Source organism: Rhizobium sp. X9 (genome assembly GCF_018873185.1).
In the GTDB taxonomy this organism is placed as follows: domain Bacteria; phylum Pseudomonadota; class Alphaproteobacteria; order Rhizobiales; family Rhizobiaceae; genus Agrobacterium; species Agrobacterium oryzihabitans.
This window is the reverse complement of sequence record NZ_CP071311.1, coordinates 1,411,123-1,434,428: the sequence shown is the minus strand read 5'-3', so window position 1 is coordinate 1,434,428 and position 23,306 is coordinate 1,411,123. Positions and strand designations below refer to the sequence as shown.

The window sequence follows — 23,306 nt, the reverse complement described above, 5'->3', positions numbered from 1 at the left end:
GTCCTTGCTGGCGGCAGGCATCGTTATCGGCTCCGCGGGTCTGTTTTTCCTGATGGGCGAGACGGATGTGACCGACGATTACCTGCCGAAACGCTGGAACGAGTCTATCCGCAGACTGGGAATAGAGCCGGTCTATCCGCCGCAGGAGGATATTTATGTGGGGGATATCATTGCGGAGGTTGTGGATTCCGGCCACAAGTTCAAGTCTCTGCCGCACGATCTGGAAAGCGAATCCTTTATCGGGCGCTACGTCAAGATCACCCAAATACCGAATTTGAGGGGATATCTGGCGGTTAAATCGGACGCGCCCTATTTTGGTGACAGCACGTGGCTGGACGATAAAAAGGGGCTGACGGTGTCTCAACCCCGCACCGAGGTCACAACCGAAGGAACGACGTCGGGCTTGCAGGTGAAGGATGCGCTCTTTCCGGTCATCAAGATAGAACGGAAAGAAGGCATGGCGGGGGTTCTGCGCAATATCGCCTTTGGCGGTGCGCGGGCGGATATCGAGGAGATCGAGCTTCAGAACGTCCAGACCTACGCGATCAACCCTTTTCATGCGCAAAGCGCGCTGATGAGCTTTTGTGATGATGAAAATACCAAGGTCTATTGCGCCGACGAATATCTTCGCGAAAAACTGTCCTATATTCTCAGCCGTGACATTTTGAGAACCGCAGAAACTGAAGATTGTGGTTCGCGCTATATTTACGATATCCGCTTGCTGGTTGTGCGCCAGGCATTTTTGACGCGTGGGGTGAAGGTGACCAATGGCCGGGGCCGCTCGGCCTTTCTCGATGCGCGGGGTGTCAAGAGGGATACCTCAAAGGAAATGGCTGACGCGGCTGCGGCGGCGACCAGTCAGCCGCAGGGCGGGCAGGTTAACGCCGAGGATATGTCGGGCAAAGACAACAGCATTAGCAGCATAAACAGTTCCGGCCTATTTTCCGACCGCCAATTTGCGCGACCGCTCGTCATCGGCTTCAAGAGCGTTTCCATAGGTATGCGCAACAGTACGCCAGCGTGGCTGGACGCCGCGGCAAGAGCCGCTGCCGGCAAGGATGTGAAAGATCGCGCGAAGATTTGTGCATCTTCGCAGGAGGTTGCGAAATGAGAAAGACCATTTTTCTCTTCGGTGTGTTTTTTCCGTTTCTGGCAAATGCGCAGGATGCGGCTAGTCCCTCTGTAACTGCCGGAGGCATTGAGCAATTCACGGCCGACTGCATCTATCGCATTCCGCCCTGCGGCGGTGGTGGTAATCCTCCGCCACCTCCTCCGCCGGGTGGCGGCGGCGGGATACACAATCTGCCAGGTGGCCCAATGTTCAGGGACACGATTATCGTTCCCGGCAATGACGTCCTCAAAGGTTTGAAGCTGGACGGCCCGGATGTCCGGGGGCTGCAAATGCAGCTTCAGAACAGGTAGTCGCTCAAGTCGATCCTTGAATTGCTTGTTCTGAATGGGTCTACGTCCTCGAACTGTTTTGCACCGAATATTCCTGAAACCTTCGCCGCTGCTCGCAAGGGCGTCGGCGGTGTGAAAGCCAGTCTGGCGCAGGCATTTTCTCCCCTGTCGCAGCACCCTATGGCCATGTCGCAATCAGGCGGCTGAACGGCGGCCGGGCGCTTCATATTCCTCCCATCGATTTGGCGGCACGGCAGGTTATGCCGGCGCTTTTTAGGGGTTCTGTAAATGAAGACACATGCACGGGCGGTGGTGATCGGTGGCGGCGTTGTCGGCGTCTCGACGCTTTATCATCTTGCCAAGAAGGGCTGGAGCGACAGCGTTCTCATCGAGCGCAAGGAACTGACCTCGGGCTCCACCTGGCATGCGGCCGGTCTCCTGCCGCTGTTCAACATGAGCTACTCCGTCGGCCAGATCCACAAATATTCCGTGAAGTTCTATGAGGAGCTTCAGGAAGAGACCGGCATGAATGTCGGCTTCTCCAAGGTCTCCAACATCCGTCTCGCCCGCACCAAGGATCGCTGGGACGAATATATGTATTATGCCGGCATTGCCGAAACCATCGGCGTGCGTGTCAACATGCTGACGCCGGAACAGGTGAAGGAAATCTGGCCGCTCTGCGAGACGGATGGCCTGCTCGGTGCCATCCAGCACCCCGATGACGGCTATATCCAGCCTGCCGATCTGACGCAGGCATTGGCCAAGGGCGCGCGTGACCGTGGGGCGACGATCTATCGCAATACCACCGTCACCGCCATCGAGCAGCTGGAAGACGGTCACTGGAAGGTGACGACCGACAAGGGCGAGATCATCGCCGAACATATCATCTCCTGCACGGGCTCCTTCGCCCGCAAGACCGGCGAGATGGTCGGCATCAATATTCCGGTCATTCCGGTCGAGCATCAATATATCGTCACCGAGCCGCATCCGGCCATTCAGGAACGCCGCCGTCAGGGCCTGCCGGAAATGGGTGTCCTGCGTGAATCCGACTCGGCCTGGTACATGCGGGAGGAGGCAGGCGGCCTGATCCTCGGTCCTTACGAAGTCGGTGCACCGGTCTGTTATGTCGACGGCCCTTCCGATGACAGCGAATATGAGCTCTTCCAGGAGGAGCTGGACCGCCTGATGCCGCATATCGAAACGGCGATGGTGCGCGTTCCGGCCTTCGGCGAAGTGGGTATCAAGAAGGTCTATAATGGCGCGATCGCTTATACGCCCGATGGCAACCCGATTGTCGGCCCCGCACCGGGGCTGAAGAATTTCTGGCTGAACGAAGGCCATTCCTTCGGCATCACGGCCGCCGGTGGCGCCGGCTGGCAGCTGGCCGAATGGATCGTCGACGGCGAGCCGACGCTCGACCTGATGGGGGTCGATCCGCGCCGCTTCGGGCCTTACGCCACGGAAGGCTATCTCATCGCCAAGAACGAAGAAGCCTATGCCAATGTCTTCACCATGCATTATCCGGACGAAGAGCGCTCCGCCGCCCGTCCGCTGAAGACGACGCCGGTCTATGACCGGCTGAAGAAGCTTGGCGGTGTGTTCGGCTCCGTTTACGGCTGGGAGCGCGCCAACTGGTATGCGCCGGAAGGTTATGCGCTGCGCGAGGAAGACCTTGGCGTGGGTGCCGATGTTATCACCAGCCACAATCATGCGCCGCCGCTTGCTGATGGCCGTATTGTCGAGAAATGGTCGTTCCGCCGTTCGAATTATTTCGAACATGTCGGCAATGAGGTGAAGAACGTCACCCAGAATGTCGGCGTGCTTGATATGTCGGCCTTCGCAAAGATGGAAGTCTCCGGCCCGGGTGCGCGTGCCTGGCTGGACAGCATTCTGGCCAACATCGTGCCGAAGAAGCGCGGCCGCATCGCACTGACGCATCTTCTGACGCCGAATGGCGGCGTGAAGGTGGAATTCACCGTTTATGAATGGGCTCCGGGCCGGTTCTATCTGGTTTCCGCCGGTGGTCTGGAGGCGCATGACCACGACGTGCTGCGCCGGCTTGCCCCGACCGACGGCTCCGTGGTGCTGCAGCCGATCACCCAGAAATACGGCGTGCTGGTACTTGCCGGTCCGAAGTCGCGCGATCTTTTGAAAAAACTGACCCGCACCAGCCTCGAGAACAAGGATTTCCCGTGGCTGACGGCAAAGCAGATTTCCGTCGGTGTTGCGACGGCGCATGCGCTGCGCGTTAATTTCGTGGGTGAACTTGGCTGGGAACTCCACCATCCGATCGAAATGCAGAACTACATCTTCGACCGGTTGATGGAAGCGGGCGCCGAATTCGGCATCAAGCCGTTCGGCATCCGCGCCATGGTGTCCATGTCGCTCGAAAAGTCCTATCGCAATATGGGGCGCGAGCTTTCGGTGGAATATAACGCCTATGAATCCGGCCTTGACCGCTTCCTGCGTCCGGAAAAGAGCTTCATCGGCCGCGATGCGCTGGTGGCCTATAAGGAGGCCGGGGTGAAATGGGTGTTCTCGACGCTGACCGTTACCGGCAATGCGGATGTGGACGCGCGGGGGTCTGAAGCGATCTCCGACGAGAACGGCGCTCTTGCCGGCCGTGTCACCAGCGGTGGTTTTGGCTGGCGCATCGGCAAGTCGATTGCGCTCGCCATGCTTAAACCGGAATATGCGGCAATCGGCACGAAGCTGAAAATCCGCATTCTCGGCACGCTTTATGATGCCGAAGTGGTGGAAGAAAGCCCGTTCGATACGGAGAATGCGCTGCTGCGCGCCTGAGACCGCTTCTATTCGCACTGACAATACGGCCCTTGCGGGCCGTATTTCCGTTTAGGTAAGCATGTGCGCAACTCGTTTGCCGGCAAAAGTGTCATTAATTATTCTGCAAAATGCGCCTGCTATTTTCCCTTAAATACGACGGGGGACTGGGGCAGGATGAATTTTCTCGGCATTACGGGCATGCAATATTCGGGCGTGCCTTTTACCAATAACCGCATTTTGCTTGCGGAAGACAGTAACGTTTTCACCCAGATGGTGAGCATGCGCCTGAAGGAGATGCTGGGCGTAACGGTGGAGGTGTGCCGCTCTTTTGAGGAGTTGCAGGCCTGCTACGAACATTCGCCCGAACCGGTGACGCTGGCGATTTCCAACATCAACCTGCCGGGGGCGGAAAAGGGCGAGGCGCTGGAATATCTGATCGACCTTTCGATTCCGACCATCGTTTTCACCAGCACCTTCCACGAGGCGACCCGCGAGACGCTGATCGCCAAGGATGTGGTCGATTATATCTTGAAAGACAATATCTTCGCCGTGGACATGCTGACGGAATCCGTCTGCCGGTTCCTCACCAACCACCGCCACCATGTGCTGATCGTCGATGACAGCCCGACGGCGCGGGCGCTGCTTTCCAGCCGCCTCAAACGTTATAATTTCCGCGTCAGCCTTGCCGATAGCGGCGCCAAGGCGCTCGAGATCCTGAAGGCCAATCCCGATATCGGGCTGGTGGTGACGGACTATAACATGCCGGATATTGACGGTTTCGAACTGACGCGGCGCATTCGCACCGTTCGCGGTTCGCATGAGCTGCGCATCATCGGCGTTTCCTCTTCCACCAACCGGCTGCTGTCGGCCCGGTTCCTGAAGGCAGGCGGCAATGATTTCATGCTGCGGCCCTTCATCGACGAGGAATTCTACTGCCGCGTGAACCAGAACCTTGATACGCTGGTGCAGATACAATTGGCCAAGGCCGGGGTGAGACCCGCAGCCTGACCGGCGTTCATTCTCATAGCTGTGATTCAAGCGGCAGGATGCGCATGATACCGGCGATGATCCGACGGCTGATGGCAGCATCGGGTTCGCGCCGGTATATTTTTGGCTGACCCTGTTCTTCCGTCATCCAGAGGAGACGGTTGTCATTGTCCATACCCAGCTCGAAACTCATCATGCGGCGGATTTCATCGGAGAATATCTCGTCCATGCGGGCAACCAGCGGGGCCGAGTTGAAGACGACGCCCATTTCGGTGTTGAGCGAGGCGGAGCGCGGATCGAAATTGAGCGAGCCGATATAGCCGGTCTTGCCGTCGCGCGTGAAGGCCTTTGTGTGAAGGCTCGCCTGTCCCGAACCACGTAGCGTGAAGCTGCCCTGGTCCGCCTGCGAGCGTAATTCATGCAGGTTCACGCCGCCAAGCAGAAGCGGCTTTCGATATCGCGCGTAACCGGCGTGAACGGCGGCCACATCGGTTGCGGCCAGCGAATTGGTGAGGATGGCGACCGACACGCCCCGCTCGGCCAGATCCAGGAAAATGTCCACGCCCTGTTTGCCGGGAATGAAATAGGGGGAGGTGATGTGCAGGCTCTCGCTCGCCGCCTGCATCAGCGGCAGCAGGCTTTCCATCAGGAAGTTATGGCCCTTGCGGCGTTTTCCCGCCGCTTTCTCGGGCGGATCGGCAAGCACATCGGCGGTATCGACCCAGTGAAGGCGATCCGACATCAGGAAATGGCCGCTGCCATACTGGCTTTCGACGCGTTCCAGATAGGGCTTGGCGGCTTCACTTTGCGGCAGGGCGTCAAGTTCGCGTCGCAATCTGGCAAGCTTGCTCGGTCGTCGCGCCAGCAGCGAGCGCACCGGCACGGAGACGGCGCTGTTCCAGTAGTCATCGAAAATTTCGGTGGCGTCGGCAACGATCCTGCCGAAACCGAGCACATCGAAATCGTGGAAATTCGCCCGCTCGGCGGCATCGAAATAGGCATCGCCAATATTGCGCCCGCCGACGATGAGCGCGCGTCCGTCGGCAATCCATGCCTTGTTGTGCATACGCCGGTTGACGCTTCGGAAGCGCAGGATGAGTTCCAGGCTGCGATAGAGGATATTTTCCCGCGCTCTCGTGGGATTAAACAGCCGCAGCTCGATATTGGGATGGCTGTCGATGGCGTGGAAGACGCGGTCGGAGATGGAGACGCCGAGATCGTCGAGAAGCAGCCGCACGCGCACGCCACGGTCTGCGGCAGCGATAACTTCACGCATCATCAGCCGCCCGGTTAGATCGGCATTCCACATGTAATACATGAGATCAAGGCTGCGCCCTGCCGTCCGTGCGGCCGCCACGCGCACCGCAAAGGCATCGAGATTGGAATGCAGCAGGCATAGCGCGTTTTTTTCGCTCCAGCCGTTCCTTATCGACTGCCAGTGCCGGTCAAGCCTGGTTTCATCCTCCGCAACCGGCAGGGCGGTGGAGGGGCGTTTGGGAATGGCCTTTTCCCGCTGCTTGCCGAAGACGACAAACAGGCCGGATCCGATAACCAGCAGAAGAATGGCAATGAAGACCGTAAATGCAGTCACTTGTTTTGATCGCTCCCCGGCCTGAAGATTATCAGGCCGGGTGAAAACGCGCGAGGGCAGAATGCGTTCATACAAGGTTGCAAAATGCCATGGCAATTCAGCGTTTCAAACCCTTAGCGACGCTTCGGGTCTCTTGCAGCCCTGTGGCAGCCTATTTCGCGGCGAAGGCTTTGCCCAGCCTGTTGCCGAGGGCGCGGGCGCCCGAGAGGACAGGATGCTGGCTGGCCCCGCCGGTCTGGACCGGTCGAGCGGATGAAACCTCGCCCTCGCTTAACCGGAACTGCGCGATCAGCCGGTTCAGCGCTGCCACCTCGTTTGCAAGCGCGTGGCTGGCGGCCGTCTGTTCTTCGACCATGGCGGCATTCTGCTGGGTGCCCCGATCGATGGAGTTCACGGCCGAGCTGATCTCGTTCAGTCCGGTCGTCTGCTCACGCGACGAGCGGACGATCGCCGTCACGTTGCGGTCGATCTCCTGCACCTGATCAACGATCTCCGCCAACGCCGCGCCGGTTTCTCCGACAAGGCTGACGCCCATATGGACCTGCTCGCCGGATTTGGTGATGAGCGCCTTGATTTCCTTGGCGGCATTGGCGGAGCGTTGCGCAAGTTCGCGCACCTCCTGAGCAACAACGGCGAAGCCCTTGCCGGCCGAGCCGGCACGTGCCGCTTCGACGCCAGCATTCAGCGCCAGAAGATTGGTCTGGAAAGCAATCTCGTCGATGACGCCGATGATGTTGGAAATCTCGCGCGACGAGCTTTCGATGCCGCTCATCGCTTCGACGGCGCGGCGCACGACCTCGCCGGATTTCGCCGCTCCCGTGCGGGTACGTTCCACCAGCTGGCCTGCCTCGTCGGCGCGCAGCGTCGCATCCTTGAGAGATGTGGTTATCTCCTCCAGCGCAGCCGCCGTTTGTTCCACGGAGGCGGCCTGCTGCTCGGTGCGCTTGGCAAGATCATCGGAAGCAGTGCGGATTTCCTCGGAGCCTGACCGGATGGCCTCGGCGTTTCTGTTGACGGCGGAAAGTGCCGATTGCAATTTTTCGAGCGAGGCATTGAAGTCATGGCGAACCTGATCGAGCGATCCTGCGAAGGTCTTTTCGATACGGTGGGTCATGTCGCCATCGGCGAGCTTCTGCAGGCCCTCGGCCAGCGCCTCCACCGCGGCGCGCGTCTGCTGGTCGCGTTCGGCGGCTTCCGCTGCGCGTTCCGCCCGTTCCTCATCGGAAAGCGCCCGGTTGCGCTCGGCCTCGTCTTCAAGACGCACCTTGGCGATCGTCGCATCGCGCAATACGGCAAGCGAGCGGGCCATTTCGCCGATTTCGTCGCGGTGGCGGGCTTCGGACAGATCCACATCCGTCTGTCCCTCTGCAATCTGGCTGGTTGCGGAGATGACCCTGTTGAGACGCTTGCCAAAGCGGGCGGCAAGCAACCAGCCTATCGCGACCATGAGCCCGGCAGCGATGGCGATGACGGCAATGGAGGTGAGGGCAAGCGTCGAGAGATGGGCGAAAAGCACCGATTTCGGTACCGAGACGATGGTGAACCAGGTCGTATCCGGCAGGACATGGGCGGGCACGGCCAGCATCATGTGGCGGATGCCGGCGGCATCCGTCAGTTCGCGGGCAACACCCGGATTATCGATCATGGCCTGCCATGCGGCCGCGTCCAGGCCGGAATCCTTCAGGGCTTTGCCATGTGTTTTGGTATCGGGATGGCTGACGATACTGCCGTCCTTGCTGAGAAGCGCGATATATCCCTCTCCAAGCGGTTTCAGCTTTGCGAGGTCGGACGACAGGGAGTCGAGCGCGATGTCGACACCAATCACGCCACCGAACTTGCCGTCAAACATCAGCGGCGCCATGAACGACGTCATGAAGACATCCTTGCCGTTGATGGGATAGACGTAAGGCTCGGTCATGAGGTCCTTGCCGGTCCGTCGCGGCACGAGATAGTAGTCGCCGGCTCCGGGGGTCTCGTAGTCGACGAGCGCCTCTTCGATCACCTTTCCGTCCTTGCGGGCATAATAGGGTACAAAACGGCCGGTCGCGTCATGGCCCGGTGCGTTGGCGAATTCCTTGTCCCTGCCGTCAAAGGCGTTGGGTTCCCAGCCGGTGCTGATGCCCACGGCAAAGGGGCTGTCCTGGAGAAGCCGTTTGAGCAGGCGATCGATGGACTCGCGGCTCGGATTGCCGGTTTCCTTCTCGGTATGGAGTGCCGAGCGCATGTTCGCGCCCAGCGTCGTTGCATGCGCAAAGAAGGTTTCGACGTTGGCGGCGCTGGTATTGGCGGCGTTGTGCATCTCGGAGATCGAGCGTTCTTCCACCGCCCGATAGGAAAGCCATAAAAGCACACCGGCAGTCGCGACGGTCGTCAAGACACCGGCGAAAACGATGGCGAACATGTTGCGGGCGGTAGCGGTTTTCAAAAACATCCTCATTCTCCAAAACACCGGCATCGGAGCACGGCGCTAGCTATTGCTTCATAGGGGGATGCAAGGACATGCCGGACCGGCCGGCGAGAGACAGCGAGACCATTTCGCGCAGGTGTATGAGTTACTGGTTGAACGTTTAAGAATCGATAAGGCTGGCAGGAATTCTGGCGGTAATACTTGGTAAGACAAGTATTATGCGAGGTGGGCCGGGCTGACGCCGGCTTGCCGAACGAAGACAGGGGCTTGCGAATCGTATAAGTGTGTGCTTATGTGTTGTCATGACAGAGAATGATATTTTCCGGGCGCTTGCCGATCCGACCCGACGGGCAATTTTTGAAAAACTGGCGGATGGCGCCATGAACGCCTCCGCCTTGCGTGATGGCATGGAAATCAGCCAGCCGGCCATGTCGCAGCACCTTTCGGTACTGCGCGGGGCGGGGCTGGTGGTTGAGAGGCGGCAGGGTCGTTTCGTCAACTACGAGGTTGATCCTGATGGGCTGACCCGCATTGCGGCATGGCTTGGCAAATACCGCGCCTACTGGCCACAGCGCATCGATGCTCTCAAGCTCTTGCTGAAGGATATGGATCAATGAACAGGCAAACACCCGAAGCGATGAAAAACGGTCTCGAGCTTGAATATGATCTCGATGAGCCACCACAAAAGGTCTGGCGCGCGATCAGCATTCCGGCGTTTCGCGAACACTGGTTGCCGAAGGAGGCTTTGGCGGAACCCGAGGCGATCAATGTCACGCCCGGTCAGGAAGTTTGCTACAGGCTGCGGGAGGATATCCCGCCATTTCTGGAAAGCACCGTCACCTTCAGGATCGCATCGAATGACCGGGGCGGCACCAGCCTGCGGGTCATTCATGACCTGCCCAGCATGAAGCCCGGCCGGATGACAAAGGCTGCCGCAAACCACAATGGTTCGCCGATCAAGCTCGCCGCCTGATCCGCCACATTCCCTTACATTGTCAAACGACAGGAGTTCGCCGATGCGCGAAGCGATGCAACTCGTTCCTATGGTAGTCGAACAGTCGGCACGGGGAGAAAGGTCTTTCGACATCTATTCCCGCCTGTTGCGGGAACGGATCATCTTTCTCAATGGAGAGGTAAACGACACGGTGTCCGCGCTTGTCTGCGCGCAACTGCTGTTTCTTGAAGCGGAAAATCCTAAAAAGCCGATCCATCTCTACATCAATTCACCGGGCGGTGTGGTGACCAGTGGTCTCGCCATGTATGACACCATGCATTATATCCGCGCACCGGTTCATACGCTCTGCATGGGAACGGCCCGCTCCATGGGATCGTTTCTGCTGATGGCGGGTGCACCGGGCATGCGGGCGGCATTGCCCAACGCCAGCATTCTCATCCATCAGCCCTCCGGCGGCTTTCAGGGGCAAGCGTCGGATATGCTCATCCATGCAGAAGAAATCCGCCAGACAAAGCACCGCATGACGCGGCTTTATGCCGAGCATTGCAAGCGCAGCTATGATGAGTTTGAAACGGCGATGGACCGCGACCGTTTCATGACGGTGCAGGAGGCGCTGGAATGGGGATTGATCGACCGCATTCTGGATGTTCGCGAGGACATCGCGGAATGAGCTGAAATGTCCCGGCCGCGCCTGGCGGTCGGGACGTATAATCAGATATCCAGATTATCCGCGAAGGCAGCGCGTTCCTGAATGAAACGGAAGCGGGCATCGGCCTTGGTGCCCATCAGATTGTCGACGGCTTCGCGGGTGCCCTCGAAATCCACATCATCGATCTCGACGCGCAGCAGGGTGCGCTTTTCGGGATCCATGGTGGTTTCCTTCAGCTGCGCGGCCATCATCTCACCGAGGCCTTTGAAGCGGCCGATTTCGACTTTCTTGCCCTTGAAGACGGTTTCCATCAGCTCGGCACGGTGGGCGTCGTCGCGCGCATAGGCGGATTTTGCGCCCTGGCGGATGACGTAAAGCGGCGGCACCGCCAGATAGAGGTGGTTGCCGCGAATGAGTTCCGGCATTTCCTGATAGAAGAAGGTGATGAGCAGTGAGGCGATGTGAGCGCCATCGACATCGGCATCGGTCATGATGATGATGCGCTCGTAACGCAGATCTTCTTCGCGGTATTTGGTGCGCGTGCCGCAGCCGAGCGCCTGGATGAGATCGGCGATCTGCTGGTTGGCGGAGAGCTTTTCGCGGCTTGCGCTGCCGACGTTGAGGATCTTGCCGCGCAGCGGCAGGATGGCCTGATTGGCACGGTTACGCGCCTGCTTGGCCGAGCCGCCCGCCGAGTCACCCTCGACGATGAAAAGTTCCGCATTTTCCGCCGTGTTCTGGGCGCAGTCCGCCAGCTTGCCGGGCAGGCGCAGCTTGCGCACCGCCGTCTTGCGGTTGACTTCCTTTTCCTTGCGGCGGCGCAGGCGCTCTTCGGCGCGTTCGATCACCCAGTCGAGCAGCTTGGCCGCTTCACCCGGATTGCCGGCGAGATAATGGTCGAAAGGATCGCGCAGTGCGTTTTCGACGATGCGCTGGGCTTCGACGGTGGCGAGCTTGTCCTTCGTCTGGCCGACGAATTCCGGCTCGCGGATGAAGACCGAGAGCATGCCGGCAGCCGAAATCATCACGTCGTCGGTGGTGATTTCCTTGGCGCGCTTGTTCTGCGTCAGCTCCGCATAATTCTTCAGGCCCTTGGTGAGGGCGATGCGGAAACCGGCCTCATGCGTGCCGCCTTCGGGGGTGGGGATGGTGTTGCAATAGGAATGGATCTGCGTATCGCCGCCATACCAGGTCACCGCCCATTCCAGCGCGCCGTGGCCGCCGGTCTTTTCGGTGCGGCCCGAGAAAATCTCGCGCGTGACGGTGAATTCCTTGCCGAGCGTGGCGGCCAGATAGTCCTTCAGACCGCCGGGAAAATGGAAAACGGCCTTTTCGGGGATTTCGCCGCCGGCCGGCACCATGCCGGGATCGCAGCTCCAGCGGATTTCGACGCCGCCGAAGAGATAGGCCTTGGAGCGGGCCATGCGGAAAATGCGGGCCGGTTCGAATTTTGCGTGATCGCCAAAGATCTGCGGATCGGGATGGAAACGCACGCGGGTGCCGCGACGATTGTGCACGTCGCCCAGTTCCTCAAGCCCGCCGATCGGCGCGCCGCGCGAAAAGCGCTGGCGGTAAAGCTTGCGGTTACGGGCGACTTCCACTTCCAGAAGATCGGACAGCGCATTGACCACGGAAACGCCGACGCCGTGCAGGCCGCCGGAGGTTTCATAGGCCTTGCCATCGAACTTGCCGCCGGCATGCAGCTTGGTCATGATGACTTCGAGCGTCGACTTGCCCGGAACCTGCGGATGGTTTTCCACGGGAATGCCGCGTCCGTTATCGGTGACGGTGAGGAAACCCTCGGTATCGAGATGGACCTCGATGAAATTGGCGTGGCCTGCGACGGCCTCGTCCATGGAGTTGTCGATGACTTCGGCAAAGAGGTGGTGCAGCGCCTTCTCGTCGGTGCCGCCAATATACATGCCGGGTCGCATGCGCACCGGTTCCAGCCCTTCGAGCACGCGGATCGACGAGGCACCGTAGTCGTCACCGGAGGGGGACACGGGCGCTGGGGGCGGGGGCGTCGTGACGGCCGCAACGGCTGCTGGTTTCGGCTGCACGTTCACGTTCGCGGCTGCGGACACCGGGGCCTTCACGGGTTTTGCCGTGTCCTCGTTCTTTTCCGTTTCGCTGTTTGGTGCCACCGGAAGACCGGAGAAGAGATCGTTGCTATCGTCCATCATGTCCAAGGTTCAAAAAAGCGTGTCGTCAGAATTTCGCCAAGCGAATCAGTATGCCAATAGGGGCGAGTATAGCGCCAAACGTGCAGGGCGTGTGGCCTAACGCGGCGCACCCTATGCCACGACTATGTCAGGGTTTCGCAACAGGAGGATTGCGCTGCCGCCCTTGCAATGGCAAGTCTCGCAGCCACGAATGAACGGTTAACCAAGTCATGTCCACAGCTCATTTCACGTTTTGTACTCTTTTCTGCCTGACTGTTGCGGCGATGCCGGGCGGTGCCGGTGCCGCGGACGGGCCACTGCGACCGTTCAAGGACGAGCTATTTTCCAGCCAGACGGTGCTTTCCACTGGAGATGGCGGCGCATCTGAGGTGATCGATTATCAGGAGATGCGCGACATCAACGGCCGCGACGAGGTGCCCGAGCGCCGGGTGAAACGGCAATATGTGGATATGGCGCCCAAGACGGCGCAGGCACTGGAAACCGTGACGGTTGAGAGCAGGGCGCTTGAGGTGGGCCGCGTCGGGCCGTCATCCGGGCAGGCCTTCACCGTGATCTTCATTCACGGGCGCGGTGGCGACCGGCGGCTCGGCATGAACGACTATACGTTTGGCGGCAATTTCAACCGGTTGAAAAATCTGGCTGTCGCCAATGGCGGCACCTATTACGTGCCGAGCGTGCGGTCCTTCGATGCAAATGGCGTTGCCGATGTCGCCGCGCTGATTGCCGATGCGGCCCGCAAATCCGGCGGCAAACCGGTGGTGCTGGCCTGCGCCTCCATGGGCAGCTTCATCTGCTACGGCATCAGCCGCGACAAGGCCGTCGTCGATAATCTCAAGGGCATGGCGATCCTCGGCGGCGCGGTCGATCCCGATTTTCCGAAGAGCGCCTTTGCGAAAGCGAAGAAGCCTGTCTGGTTCACGCATGGCAGCGCCGACAAGGTCTATTCCGCCGACAGCCAGGCGACCATCTTTCGCACCTTGCTGAAGGCGCGTGAGCCGGTACGCTTCACGCTTTTCGAGACCGGCAGCCACGGAACGCCGGTGCGCATGACCGACTGGCGCACGGTTTTGAACTGGATTTTGAGCCGCTGAGGCCGTTTTGGGGGTCGACAAAAGCGGGTTTCGGCAAATTGGCCGACGTTTTGAACCTCCAGACCGCTTTTTTGTACCATTTGTCACCGGCTGCGTTTAAAGACATAGTCCGGGATTTCCGGCAGAGTTTCTGTCGCGATTAGGGGCCGCCAGGCGGCTGAGGTGAAGGGGGGCTTGCGCAAGCGGCTCTCCGAGACAAAGGGAATGGGATACGCATGACGCCGAATGTTCGACCGCTTGTTGCCGGAAACTGGAAGATGAACGGCACCCGTTCGTCGCTCGATCAGATCAAGGCCATGGCAGAGGGCGTCAAGGGCGCGCTTTCCGAGAAGGTGGATGCGCTGATCTGCCCGCCATCGACGCTGCTTTATGTCGCGACGGCGCTGTGCGACGACAGCCCGCTGATGATCGGCGGGCAGGATTGCCACCAGAATGTTTCCGGCGCGCATACGGGTGATATTTCCGCAGAGATGATCGCCGATTGCTTCGGCACCCATGTCATCGTCGGCCATTCAGAGCGTCGCACCGACCATGCCGAGACGGATCATCTGGTGCGCGCCAAGGCCGTTGCCGCGCACCAGGCGGATCTCATCGCCATCGTCTGCATCGGCGAGACGGCGGATGAGCGCAAGGCGGGCCAGACACTCGATATCCTCAAGCGGCAGCTGGCCGGCTCCCTGCCGGACGAGGCAACCGCCGAAAACACCGTCATCGCCTATGAGCCGGTGTGGGCGATCGGCACGGGTCTGACGCCGACAACGCAGGACGTGCGCGAGGCCCATGCCTTCATGCGCGACGAACTCGTCAAGCGTTTCGGCGAAGAAGGCAAGACGATGCGCATTCTTTATGGCGGCTCGGTGAAGCCCGCCAATGCGCTGGAACTGATGGGCGTCGAGAATGTCGATGGCGCGCTGATCGGCGGCGCCAGCTTGAAAGCCTCCGACTTCCTTTCCATCTATGCGGCATACGAGCAACTGACGGCCTGAGACAAGCTTTCCTGTCACAGTGGCGGGAAAGGGGCTTGGAATAAACCTTCGCCTCATGTAAAGAGCCGCGAAACCTTCTTTGTAGTGCTCCGCGCGGGGCATGGAATGGATTGTCATGCAGACCGTTTTGATTGTTATTCACCTCATGATCGTGCTGGCGCTCGTCGGCGTGGTCCTGATCCAGCGTTCCGAAGGCGGCGGCCTCGGTATCGGCGGCGGTTCGGGCTTCATGTCCGCGCGCGGAACGGCCAATGCGCTGACCCGCACGACGGGCATCCTCGCCGCGCTGTTCTTCCTGACGTCGCTCGGGCTTGGTCTTCTGACCCGTTACGAAGCGCGCCCGACCGATATTCTGAACCGTATTCCGGCAACGCAGGGCCAGGGCAACGGCATTCTCGACACGCTCGGCCCGGCGACGACGCCCGCAACACCGGCTCCGGCTGGAAATGGCGTTCCGACCAATAATGGTGCAGCAGCGCCCGCGCAGACGGCTCCGGCTCCTGCCGCGTCCGGCACTGCCGCCCCGGCACCGGCGCAGCCCGCCGATCCGAACGCAGTTCCGACCGGTCAATAAGTCCGGTTTCGATTTAACGCTCCGGCAGGCCAAAAGCCTGCCGGTTTTCTTTTGTTCGTATTCCGGCCAGCTGAATTGTGAATTCGTCAACAGCGAATTTGCAACAGCATGAAATTTGGGCTGGCGGAATCAGAGGTAAAAAGGTATCCGGTGAATCCCATGGCGCGATATGTATTCATCACAGGCGGCGTGGTCTCCTCTCTAGGTAAGGGCATCGCCGCGGCAGCACTCGGAGCTTTGTTGCAATCCCGTGGTTATCGGGTGCGGCTTCGTAAACTCGACCCCTATCTGAACGTCGATCCCGGCACCATGAGCCCGACACAGCACGGCGAAGTGTTCGTGACGGATGACGGTGCCGAGACGGACCTCGACCTTGGCCACTACGAGCGCTTCACGGGGCGTTCGGCCACCAAGACCGACAACATCACGACCGGCCGCATCTACAAGAACATCATCGACAAGGAACGGCGCGGCGACTATCTCGGCGCAACGGTTCAGGTCATTCCGCATGTCACCAACGAGATCAAGGATTTCGTGATCGAAGGCAATGACGATTACGACTTCGTCATCTGCGAAATCGGTGGCACGGTGGGTGACATCGAGGCGATGCCGTTCATGGAGGCGATCCGCCAGCTCGGCAACGACCTGCCGCGCGGCACCGCGATCTATCTTCACCTGACGCTGATGCCTTACATCCCGGCAGCCGGCGAGTTGAAGACCAAGCCGACCCAGCATTCCGTCAAGGAACTGCAGGCGCTCGGAATTCACCCAGACATTCTGCTCGTGCGCGCCGACCGGGAAATCCCGGAAGCGGAACGCCGCAAGCTTTCGCTGTTCTGCAACGTGCGTCCTTCCGCCGTCATCCAGGCGCTGGATGTTGCAAACATCTATGACGTTCCGATCGCCTACCACAAGGAAGGTCTCGATTCGGAAGTGCTGGCCGCTTTCGGCATCGAGCCGGCGCCCAAGCCGCGTCTGGAACAGTGGGAAGAGGTCTGCAACCGTATCCGCACGCCGGAAGGCGAGGTCACGATTGCGATCGTCGGCAAATATACCGGCCTCAAGGACGCCTACAAGTCGCTGATCGAGGCGCTGCATCACGGCGGTTTTGCCAACCGCGTCAAGGTGAAGCTCGAGTGGATCGAGTCTGAAGTCTTCGAAAAGGAAGATCCGACACCCTATCTCGAAAAGGTCAACGGCATTCTGGTGCCGGGTGGCTTCGGCGAGCGTGGATCGGAAGGCAAGATCATGGCGGCGCAGTTTGCGCGTGAGCGCAATGTGCCCTATTTCGGCATCTGCTTCGGCATGCAGATGGCAGTCGTGGAAGCGGCCCGTCATCTGGCCGGCATCGAAAATGCCTCCTCCACCGAATTCGGCCCGACTTCCGAGCCGGTCGTCGGCCTGATGACGGAATGGGTGAAAGGCAACGAGCTGGAGAAGCGCTCCTCCAAGGGCGATCTCGGCGGTACGATGCGCCTCGGCGCCTACAAGGCAGCGCTGAAGAAGGACACCAAGATCGCCGAAATCTACGGCACCACGGATATTTCCGAGCGCCACCGTCACCGCTACGAGGTGAATGTGGACTACAAGGACCGGCTGGAAAATTGCGGCCTCGTCTTCTCGGGTATGTCTCCGGACGGTGTCCTGCCGGAAACGGTGGAATATCCTGACCATCCGTGGTTCATCGGCGTGCAGTATCACCCTGAACTCAAGAGCCGTCCGCTTGACCCGCATCCGCTTTTCGCCAGCTTTATTGAAGCGGCGGTGGAGCAGAGCCGGCTGGTTTGATGGTTTGAATGAGATGAAGAGGGCCGCTTTTGCGGCCCTTTTTTATTACGGGGATGTTCGCGGTCCAGCGGCGATTATGTATCGAGTTCGGCCAATATTGTGGTTGCGTTCGCCGTCAGTTCAGGCCAGTTCGGGCAATAGTGGAATATATGGCGATTGCCGTCACTGTCCTCCAGTTCGGCTCCCCTCGCATGCATCGTCTCCACCATGGTGCGGAAAAGCGTTGAATTGGGGAAGTCGCCATATAGCTTTTCCAACTGCGGCCTCAGCACGGACTGAATGAGATCACCGTCCCCGCCTTCATGGGCCGCCAGTTTAACCAGCAGGTCCTCGACTTCCTGGCATCGGCCATGCGATTGAACGATTTCTGCCACCACACTGTACTGCTGATCCAGATTAGGATCGTCCCAAACGTCTAGGAAACGGGTAAAAACTGGAACGAAGTCCGAATACATGACAGCCAGAATACTTACAGGCACTTCGCCCAACAGGACTTCGTCGGTTTCCCTGATCGAGACATGCTCTTCTCGCAAGTGAAGCGCGAGCAGGTTTTCCAATTCACCAACCCAGATGCGAAGGCCTTCCAGAAACTCGCCATGGCCGGCCAACTGAACCCAGGCTTCCGCATTTGGTGATGTCCACGGGTCGTCGAAAGCCTCGTTATCTGAACGCCACTTCCCGGATATATCGACGACCCTGTACCACGCGTTTTCGCGGGACAGGCTCTCCCTAATTCGCGGAATTACTTCGTTGAGCTCCGCAATTACCTTGCTCTTGTTTCTTTTAAATGGAATTCGGAACGCAATGGTCATTGCGCCTTCGTCGAAAATTTCTTTTATTGCCATATGTGCATCCGGAAATATAATATTAATATATATTGTATTTATATTTTTAGATTTTGTTTTCTGCTCTTAATATTGTTATCCTTATGTGTTGTTTGTATTGTTTTTTCCTTAAATTTACTTGAAGCGAAGCGTTTAAACCGCAAACAAAAACGGGCCCGAAGGCCCGCTTTCTATTCCAGCGATAAACCTCGACGGGTTTACTTCGGGCCGATCATGTTTTCCGGGCGCACATACTGGTCGAATTCCTCGTTGGTGAGGTATCCACCACCAACGGCCTCGTCGCGCAGCGTCGTGCCGTTTTTGTGTGCCGTCTTGGCGATCTTGGCGCAGATGTCGTAGCCGAGCTTGCTGTTCAGCGCAGTGACGAGCATCAGCGAGTTTTCGACGCCCTTCTTGATATTGTCTTCGCGGGCCTCGATGCCGACGACGCAATTGTCGGTGAAGGAGACGGCCGCATCGCCCAGAAGCTGGACCGACTGCAGGAAGTTGTAGGCCATCATCGGGTTATAGACGTTGAGCTCGAAGTGGCCCTGCGAACCGGCAAAGGAAAGCGCTGCGTTGTTGCCGAAGATGTGGGCGCAGACCTGCGTCAGTGCTTCCGACTGGGTGGGGTTGACCTTGCCCGGCATGATCGACGAGCCGGGCTCGTTTTCCGGCAGCGACAATTCGCCGAGACCGGCGCGTGGGCCGGAGCCGAGGAAGCGGATGTCGTTGGCGATCTTGAAGAGTGCAGCGGCTGCCGCATTGATCGCGCCATGCGAGAAGACCATGGAATCGTGCGAGGCGAGCGCCTCGAACTTGTTCGGTGCGGTCACGAAGGGCAGGCCGGTGATCTTGGAAATCTCGTCTGCGACCTTTTCAGCAAAGCCGATGGGGGCATTGAGGCCCGTACCAACAGCCGTGCCGCCCTGGGCGAGCTTGGAGAGCGCGGGCAGGGTGAGTTCGATATTGGCAATCGCCGAGGCGACCTGCGCGGCATAACCGGAGAATTCCTGGCCTAGCGTCAGCGGGGTCGCATCCTGCGTGTGGGTGCGGCCGATCTTGATGATCTTTTCGAACTGCTTGACCTTGGCTTCCAGCGCCTTGTGCAGGTGCTTGAGAGCCGGCAGCAGGTGGTGAACGATTTCTTCCACGCAGGCGATGTGCATCGCCGTCGGGTAGGTGTCGTTCGAGGACTGGCTCATATTGACGTGGTCGTTGGGGTGAACCGGCTTCTTGGTGCCCATTTCGCCGCCGAGCATTTCAATCGCGCGGTTGGAAATCACTTCGTTGGCATTCATGTTGGACTGGGTGCCTGAACCGGTCTGCCAGACGACGAGCGGGAAATGCTCGGTCAGCTTGCCGTCGATGACTTCCTGTGCGGCGGCGATAATGGCGTCGCCGACCTTGGGGTCGAGGCCTGCCAGCGCCATGTTGGCACGGGCGGCTGCCTGCTTGACGATGCCCAGCGCACGAACGACAGAGGCGGGCTGCTTTTCCCAGCCGATCTTGAAGTTGCCGAGCGAGCGCTGCGCCTGCGCGCCCCAATAGCGATCGGCCTGAACTTCAATGGGTCCAAATGTATCGGTTTCCGTCCGTGTGGCTGTCATCAATCTTGCCTTTTTACTTGTTTTCCTCCGCCAAAACGGCGCCTTCGCCCGCCTTGCGCGGCCGATATATAGAATCATCGCGCCGGCAATGAAAGCGCTGCAATGCGGTAGAGGCAGATATTTCCGGTCGTGCAAAAGCGATTATGGGGTGCGGATCGCCCAAGCGAGAAAAAGGCTGCTGCGTGTCATTTTTACTACGTCATGAAATGGCCGGAAAACCGGCGTTTCAGGGGCGGGCAGGGCGCGCCGCTGCCTCTGGCAAAGTTAATGAAATAAATAGAAATTTAACCATTCTCGCCAATTCTGGAAATTACGTTTTTACGGCTTTGGCTGTATCATAAGGTTCATTTCGGCATGGTTGTGGGCTTTGGGCGTTTTCTTTTCAACGGGCCGTCGATCGGCTAGACAAGCATGAAACTGATGCCCGCCGTTTGACTGGCGGTGCTGGGGTGCTACGAGGATCAAATTGCAAGTCACTTCTGGAAAATCATCGGCAGCGCTGGTGCTGGCTCTCGGTCTTTCCGTCTCCACCGCTCTTCCCGGCAGCGCCGGCGCGGTGACGCTGATGGACCTTCTGCGCGGCGGCCCGGGCAAGGTCGCGCGTGATCGCGGTGAGCTGCCGCCGGCCGGCATCGTCACATCGCCACCGGTTTCAGGACCGAGCGCCGATGCCTCCGATCCCGAACCCCTGCCGCGCGTTTCCGGCCCGCGTTATTACGACTACAAGGCGGATACGGCCCGTGCGGTGAATACGGCGAATTTCGGCGAGGGTCTTGCCAATCTGAAGTTCAGCGCCACGCCCGAAATCGCCAAGGCGCTCGAGGCCTATTACGGCGCGGGCGGCAAGACGCTGTGGGTTTCCGAAGGCGAACTGACAGACCGGGCAAACGCCACCATTGCTTTCTTCGAAACGGTTGGTGAAAGCGGCCTTGATCCGGCCGATTACAGCATTTCCGCACCGGCAAAAGACGTGACCGCCAGCATCAGCAGCAATGCAGCCGGTACGACGGCCACGGGCACGCCGGTGGAAACGGCGTCCGCGTCGGCCTCCGATGCCTATCAGCGGGCGCAGATGCAGTTCGAGCTGGCGCTTTCTGCCAAGGTTCTGGCCTATGTGCAGGACACGACCCGTGGCCGCGTCGATCCGAACCGGCTGTCGGGCTACCATGATTTCAAGCGCAAGACGGTGAACCTCACACCGGTGCTGAAGCTTGCGGGCCTCAGCCCCGATGTCGGCGCCTATCTGCGCAGCCGCGAACCATCCAGCACTGAGTATCTTGCGCTGAAGGCGGAACTTGCGCGCCTGCGTGGCGAAGGCGATGCGGCGCATGTCGTCCGCGTTCCGGCCGATCTGGTGCTGAAGCCCGGCAATAGCAGCGCTGATATGGCCAATGTCGTCAAGGCCATCGAACATCGCGCTTCTCCGGCCTTCAAGGCGGAGCATGCGGCGATCATTTCCGGCTATCAGCAGACGCCGGACTACACGCCCGATCTCGTTGATCTCGTGAAGGCCTTCCAGAGCGCAAACGGCCTGAAGCCGGACGGCGTCATCGGCCGCGCTACCGTGCGCGCCATGGTCGGCGAAAGCAATGACGCGAAGATAGCCAAGGTGCAGGTGGCGATGGAGCAGGTCCGCTGGTTGCCGGCCGATCTCGGCCAGCGCTACGTCTTCATCAACCAGCCCGCTTTCATGGCCTATTACCACAATGAGGGCAAAGAACAGTTCGGCATGAAGGTCGTGGTCGGCTCCAAGGCCAACCAGACCTATTTCTTCCAGGACGAGATCCAGACTGTCGAGTTCAACCCCTATTGGGGCGTGCCGCAGTCTATCATCGTCAACGAGATGCTGCCGAAGCTGCGCCGCGACCCGTCCTATCTCGACCGGCTGGGTTATGAGGTTCAGGTGGGCGGCCGTGCGGTCTCTTCCACCAGCGTCAACTGGTATGGTTCGACCAATGCCGTGTCCGTTCGCCAGCCGCCGAGCAGCGACAACGCGCTGGGCGACCTGAAAATCCTGTTCCCCAATGCGCATGCCATCTACATGCACGATACGCCTGCCAAGAGCTTCTTCAACCGCGACATGCGGGCGCTGAGCCATGGCTGTATCCGTCTCGTCGAGCCGCGCCGCATGGCGGCTGCCGTTCTCGGCACCAGTGTCGAAAAGGTCGGCGAGCAGATCGCGTCCGGCAAGAACCGCGCCGTGCAGGTGCCGGAGAAGGTTCCGGTCTACGTAGCCTATTTCACCGCCTGGCCGGACAAGGACGGCAAGGTGCAGTTCTTCGACGATGTCTATGACCGCGACAGCTATGTGCAGAAGGCGTTTGCCGTGACGACGAAGGCGCGGGCCGCGTCGATCTGATCAGAATAGCATCGAGAAAAAAGCGCCGGAAACGGCGCTTTTTTGTTTGAAGGAAAGGCCTGCCCAATTTGTTTGGTGCTGGAGTCCGCCAGCTACATTTGGCGTTAACGGCAACACCGTACTCCGTCACCCCGGACCTGATCCGGGGTCCAGCGCGATCAAGTCCTTGATCGCAAAAGAGTATTTTCACGGCGCAGGCGCGCCGTGGCTGGATGCCGGATTTAGTCCGGTATGACGGAAGACAGGTTGTTCAGCTCTCATTGACGTCGGAATCGCCGTTCTCTGGCGCTTTACTTGTCTGGTCCAGCCTCTCAGGCGGCCGCTGCACCCTTCGCAACCAGTTCTTCGAACAGCGCCGGCGTCAATTCAGTGAAATCGTCGATCACCACATCCGGCTCCAGTTCAACCATCGGCACATCCGTATAACCGAAGGTCACGCCGATCGAGGGCACGGCGGCGTTCCTGGCGGCGAGAATGTCGTTGATGCTGTCACCCACCATGATCGCGCGCTGCGGGTCGCCGCCAGCCTTTTCGATGGTACCGAGAATATGGCGGGCATCCGGCTTGCGGAAGGAAAAGGTGTCGCCGCAGGTGATGGCGGCGAAATATTGTGTCAGCCCCAGTTTTTCAAGCAGCGGCAAGGCGAGGATTTCCGTCTTGTTGGTGCAGACGGCAAGCGTGATGCCGGCGGCCGAGAGCGCGTCCAGTGCAGTGACGATACCAGGATAGGGACGGCTTTCGCCGGGCATTTCGGCGCGGTAATGGGTGATGAAGCGCTCATAGAGCGGCTCGATTTCGGCTTCCGGCAGTTCTGTCTCGCGAAGCGCGAAGGCGCGCTTGATCATCACACGCGCGCCCTGGCCGACGAGGTGGGTCAGGTCTTCATAGGTGACGGGGGCAAGGCCGGCGGCGGCAATGGTGTGATTGAGGCTCGAGACGAGATCGGCGGCGGTGTCGACGAGCGTGCCGTCGAGGTCGAAGATGGCGAGTGGGGAGAGCGGGCGGGATGTCACGGAAACGGGCCTCTTGGGTATGCTTCTGGTGAAGCTATCGGAGCTTTCATTCGCGCCAAGCCTAGGCAAACGGCCTTGTCTTTGCAACCGCACCACAACGTTCT

Annotated in this window: 18 protein-coding genes; 12 read left to right on the top strand and 6 right to left on the bottom strand. The window is 59.5% G+C overall.

Annotated features, from left to right (window positions below; all coding sequences use genetic code 11):
* Nucleotides 1-181 precede the first annotated feature (181 nt).
* The 4 genes from JZY08_RS07010 to JZY08_RS06995 all read left to right on the top strand — a co-directional run bounded on the left by JZY08_RS07010 (nucleotide 182) and on the right by JZY08_RS06995 (nucleotide 5,193).
* The gene (locus JZY08_RS07010) at nucleotides 182-1,111 is read left to right on the top strand and encodes a hypothetical protein (RefSeq protein WP_253204059.1); all 930 of its coding nucleotides are present in this window, start codon (nucleotides 182-184) and stop codon (nucleotides 1,109-1,111) included.
* The gene (locus tag JZY08_RS07005) at nucleotides 1,108-1,422 is read left to right on the top strand and encodes a hypothetical protein (RefSeq protein ID WP_216331388.1); all 315 of its coding nucleotides are present in this window, start codon (nucleotides 1,108-1,110) and stop codon (nucleotides 1,420-1,422) included. The genes JZY08_RS07010 and JZY08_RS07005 overlap by 4 nt, the downstream gene beginning before the upstream one ends.
* 267 nt (nucleotides 1,423-1,689) lie before the next feature.
* The gene (locus tag JZY08_RS07000; RefSeq protein ID WP_216331387.1) at nucleotides 1,690-4,203 is read left to right on the top strand and encodes an FAD-dependent oxidoreductase; all 2,514 of its coding nucleotides are present in this window, start codon (nucleotides 1,690-1,692) and stop codon (nucleotides 4,201-4,203) included.
* A gap of 156 nt (nucleotides 4,204-4,359) precedes the next feature.
* Complete coding sequence (locus JZY08_RS06995) at nucleotides 4,360-5,193, top strand: response regulator (protein ID WP_003495796.1); 834 nt, start codon at nucleotides 4,360-4,362, stop codon at nucleotides 5,191-5,193.
* Nucleotides 5,194-5,206: 13 nt separating this feature from the next.
* Here JZY08_RS06995 and JZY08_RS06990 read toward each other — a convergent pair whose 3' ends face one another.
* Both JZY08_RS06990 and JZY08_RS06985 read right to left on the bottom strand, forming a co-directional pair.
* Nucleotides 5,207-6,763, bottom strand: a complete 1,557-nt coding sequence (locus tag JZY08_RS06990; RefSeq protein ID WP_216331386.1) for a phospholipase D family protein — start codon at nucleotides 6,761-6,763, stop codon at nucleotides 5,207-5,209.
* Between the two features lie 151 nt (nucleotides 6,764-6,914).
* Nucleotides 6,915-9,194, bottom strand: coding sequence for a methyl-accepting chemotaxis protein (locus tag JZY08_RS06985; RefSeq protein WP_003495800.1), 2,280 nt, complete (start codon nucleotides 9,192-9,194; stop codon nucleotides 6,915-6,917).
* A gap of 278 nt (nucleotides 9,195-9,472) precedes the next feature.
* Here JZY08_RS06985 and JZY08_RS06980 point away from each other — a divergent pair, with 278 nt between their 5' ends.
* From JZY08_RS06980 to JZY08_RS06970, 3 genes are read left to right on the top strand one after another with little or no spacing between them, the layout of a single operon-like run.
* Nucleotides 9,473-9,787 carry a helix-turn-helix transcriptional regulator gene (locus JZY08_RS06980; protein ID WP_003495802.1) on the top strand — a complete coding sequence of 105 codons (315 nt, stop codon included), beginning with the start codon at nucleotides 9,473-9,475 and terminating at the stop codon, nucleotides 9,785-9,787.
* Nucleotides 9,784-10,143, top strand: coding sequence for an SRPBCC domain-containing protein (locus JZY08_RS06975; protein ID WP_082184313.1), 360 nt, complete (start codon nucleotides 9,784-9,786; stop codon nucleotides 10,141-10,143). The genes JZY08_RS06980 and JZY08_RS06975 overlap by 4 nt, the downstream gene beginning before the upstream one ends.
* Before the next feature lie 43 nt (nucleotides 10,144-10,186).
* Complete coding sequence (locus JZY08_RS06970) at nucleotides 10,187-10,795, top strand: ATP-dependent Clp protease proteolytic subunit (protein ID WP_216331385.1); 609 nt, start codon at nucleotides 10,187-10,189, stop codon at nucleotides 10,793-10,795.
* 41 nt (nucleotides 10,796-10,836) lie between these two features.
* On the opposite strand, the gene parE is transcribed toward JZY08_RS06970, so the two are convergent.
* Nucleotides 10,837-12,957 carry a DNA topoisomerase IV subunit B gene (parE, locus tag JZY08_RS06965; RefSeq protein WP_216331384.1) on the bottom strand — a complete coding sequence of 707 codons (2,121 nt, stop codon included), beginning with the start codon at nucleotides 12,955-12,957 and terminating at the stop codon, nucleotides 10,837-10,839.
* Between the two features lie 209 nt (nucleotides 12,958-13,166).
* Between parE and JZY08_RS06960 the strand changes: the two genes are divergently transcribed.
* From JZY08_RS06960 to JZY08_RS06945, 4 genes are all read left to right on the top strand, one after another.
* Nucleotides 13,167-14,048 carry a lysophospholipase gene (locus tag JZY08_RS06960; protein WP_216331383.1) on the top strand — a complete coding sequence of 294 codons (882 nt, stop codon included), beginning with the start codon at nucleotides 13,167-13,169 and terminating at the stop codon, nucleotides 14,046-14,048.
* Between the two features lie 215 nt (nucleotides 14,049-14,263).
* Nucleotides 14,264-15,034, top strand: coding sequence for a triose-phosphate isomerase (gene tpiA / locus JZY08_RS06955; RefSeq protein WP_082184308.1), 771 nt, complete (start codon nucleotides 14,264-14,266; stop codon nucleotides 15,032-15,034).
* A gap of 115 nt (nucleotides 15,035-15,149) precedes the next feature.
* Complete coding sequence (gene secG, locus JZY08_RS06950) at nucleotides 15,150-15,608, top strand: preprotein translocase subunit SecG (RefSeq protein WP_035223455.1); 459 nt, start codon at nucleotides 15,150-15,152, stop codon at nucleotides 15,606-15,608.
* A 159-nt stretch (nucleotides 15,609-15,767) separates the two neighbouring features.
* Nucleotides 15,768-17,396, top strand: a complete 1,629-nt coding sequence (locus JZY08_RS06945; RefSeq protein WP_082184692.1) for a CTP synthase — start codon at nucleotides 15,768-15,770, stop codon at nucleotides 17,394-17,396.
* 74 nt (nucleotides 17,397-17,470) lie between these two features.
* Here JZY08_RS06945 and JZY08_RS06940 read toward each other — a convergent pair whose 3' ends face one another.
* On the bottom strand, nucleotides 17,471-18,241 hold the full coding sequence (locus JZY08_RS06940; RefSeq protein WP_216331382.1) for a hypothetical protein: 771 nt from the start codon (nucleotides 18,239-18,241) through the stop codon (nucleotides 17,471-17,473).
* Between the two features lie 197 nt (nucleotides 18,242-18,438).
* Nucleotides 18,439-19,830: a class II fumarate hydratase gene (gene fumC, locus JZY08_RS06935; RefSeq protein ID WP_216331381.1), complete on the bottom strand. Its 1,392-nt coding sequence runs from the start codon at nucleotides 19,828-19,830 to the stop codon at nucleotides 18,439-18,441.
* Nucleotides 19,831-20,332: 502 nt separating this feature from the next.
* On the opposite strand from fumC, the gene JZY08_RS06930 reads away from it, so the two are divergent.
* Entirely contained in the window at nucleotides 20,333-22,189 is a 1,857-nt protein-coding gene (locus JZY08_RS06930; RefSeq protein ID WP_216331522.1) for a murein L,D-transpeptidase, read from the top strand.
* 311 nt (nucleotides 22,190-22,500) lie between these two features.
* Here the strand turns inward: JZY08_RS06930 and gph are convergent, their stop codons facing one another.
* Nucleotides 22,501-23,202 (bottom strand): phosphoglycolate phosphatase, encoded by a 702-nt coding sequence (gene gph, locus JZY08_RS06925; protein ID WP_216331380.1) that lies wholly within the window; start codon nucleotides 23,200-23,202, stop codon nucleotides 22,501-22,503.
* Between the last annotated feature and the right edge of the window lie 104 nt (nucleotides 23,203-23,306).